Genomic DNA, 2,344 nt, shown 5'->3' with positions numbered 1-2,344 from the left:
TACCTGGCCGGTACCAACCTGCTGACCTTCACTTCACTGGACGACTACGATCCTGAAAAGCAAAGCGGAGATACACGCAATGACGTTCACCCCAACACCAAGACTTACTCATTCGGTATTAATGTTAAATTCTAAAACTATTTGAACACCATGAAACTAATTAATAAATACATAAGTTTGGCACTCCTTTCCGGTGCCATGATGAGCTCCTGTTCAGACAGCTTCCTGCAAAAGGACTCACTGACCGAATCATCCTCTTCTACCTTCTGGCAGACATCCAACGATGCCATGATGGCTCTGGCCGCCTGCTACGATGCCCTCCAGAGCAACCAGCTCTACAACTCCGACCAGTATACCTTCGGCCCGTTGTATATGGAATGCATCAGCGACAACGGCGGACACTTCAACTGGAGCGGCTGGATCGAAGGCTACGACGTAGCCATGGGCATCCAAAACCCCAGTTCATGGGTATTCAGCGACTATTGGAAGGCTAACTACGAAGTCATCAGCCGTTGCAACACACTGATTGCCAACATCGATCGGGTAGACATGAGCGAAACGGAGAAGACGCGTTACAAAGCAGAAGCTACCGTGCTCCGTGCCCTTATCTATACCAACCTGACCATGACTTATCAGGACGTGCCTTACCTGACCGAACCCCTGACCCTCGAAAGCCCCAGCAAGGAAAAGAGTAAACGGGCCGACATCGTAAACAATGTTATCACCGACCTGAAAGCCTGTGTAAACAGCCTGCCTGAAAAAGCTGACTTGGGACGTCTGACACGCGGCGCCGGATACGCTATCCTCGGCCGTCTGGCCCTCTACAACGAGAAGTGGGACGAAGCCATCAGCGCCTATCGCGAAGTGATGAAGCTGGGCTACAGCCTGCATCCGAAATACAGCGAACTGTTCACTCAAGCCGGACAGACTTCACCCGAAATTATCTTCTCCGTACGTTACGAAGGACCGGGTATGAGCGAAGGAGCTTCGTTCAACGCCCACTGGAATACACCTGGTGAATTCATCAACGGCACCATCGACCTGGCCGACGACTATTACCTGACTGACGGTAAGAAAACAGCCGATACGAACTATGGCGAAATGAAAGACGGAAAACTGGACGTAAGCAAACCCAATGCCGCACACTGGGAGAACCGCGACCCACGTCTCTATGCCACCCTCTTCGTGCCCGGCATGAAGTGGAACGGTAAAGGTGGCGAAGGCGCATGGTACGGAGGTGCAGCCGCTTCCCTCTCTACAGTATACGTTATGAAATATTTCGACCCGTCGGACACCAGCAACTCATGGGACAACGGTCAGGACTTCTACGTAGTACGCTATGCCGAAGTACTGCTTTCGTTGGCCGAAGCACTGGTACAGAAAGGTGGATATGACGATGCCGAAGTACGTGGCCTCATCGACGAAGTACGCCAACGCGGCGACGTAAACATGCCGAAGGTAGAAGACGTTGAAGGTACCGGACTGAGCAAGGAAGCATTGCTGGAAGTCATCAAGCACGAACGCCGTGTCGAACTGGCTTTCGAAGGTCTGCGCCTGTTCGACGTATACCGCTGGAAGATGCTTGACAAGGCCGTTGCCAACATCGAAAAAGAACGCACCACACTGGGCCTGGCGTATGAAACACGCCAATACAATGGCGAACGCGACTACGTATGGCCCATTCCTACTGCCGAACTCGATTCCAATGAACTGCTCGAACAACACGAGCTTTGGAAATAACCTTTTCAGTTAGCAATAGGTAAATGGAGGATGGCCAGGCTAAAGCATATAATGACAAGGCCTGAGCCATCCTTTTCTTCTTAAACAAAAACCAAGCATATGAAAAAAACAAGGATTCGCTTCGAACAGCATAAATTAACCCTGATAACCGGTCTGCTGATACTGGCATCCTGCATCAGCGGAGGGGTACAGCTGAGTTCGTGCACCGCCGACAGCCATACCGCCTACTACATCGACCCCGTAGCCGGAAACGATGCCAACTCCGGCCGATCGGCCGACAAGGCTTGGCAAAGCCTGAAGAAAGTCAAGGAAATCACCCTTGCTCCCGGCGAACAAGTGTTGCTGAAACGGGGAGCCACCTTCAACGGACAGCTCGAAATCAACGGAAAAGGTACCCCCGCACAGCCCGTCATCGTAGGAGCCTACGGAGACGAAACACTGCCCAAACCCTGCATTGTAGGCGACGAAACCTCGCTCTATGCCGTACGCATCTTCAATTCGGAATACCTTACCATGCGCGACCTCGAAATCGTAAACACAGGCAAGCAACCCCTGCCCCTGCGTACGGGTCTGAAGATAGAATGCCGCGACTACGGCGTGGCGC

The 2,344-nt window shown here is 52.3% G+C and carries 1 protein-coding gene and 1 pseudogene; both read left to right on the top strand.

Features of this window, described 5'->3' with window-relative positions; translation table 11 throughout:
• Positions 1-150: 150 nt before the first annotated feature.
• Positions 151-1,740 (top strand): RagB/SusD family nutrient uptake outer membrane protein, encoded by a 1,590-nt coding sequence (locus QVP67_RS00440; RefSeq protein WP_022161595.1) that lies wholly within the window; start codon positions 151-153, stop codon positions 1,738-1,740.
• Between the two features lie 99 nt (positions 1,741-1,839).
• Positions 1,840-2,344, top strand: a pseudogene (locus QVP67_RS00435) (right-handed parallel beta-helix repeat-containing protein); the annotation flags it as partial.

The organism is Bacteroides sp. CAG:633 (assembly GCF_000435115.1).
GTDB classification, from domain to species: Bacteria; Bacteroidota; Bacteroidia; order Bacteroidales; family Bacteroidaceae; genus Bacteroides; species Bacteroides ndongoniae.
This window is presented reverse-complemented; position numbering and strand designations above follow the sequence as displayed.

Coding starts and splice junctions, on each gene's coding strand:
- QVP67_RS00440 (WP_022161595.1), top strand. CDS start 151: ATGAAACTAATTAATAAATACATAAGTTTGGCACTCCTTTCCGGTGCC.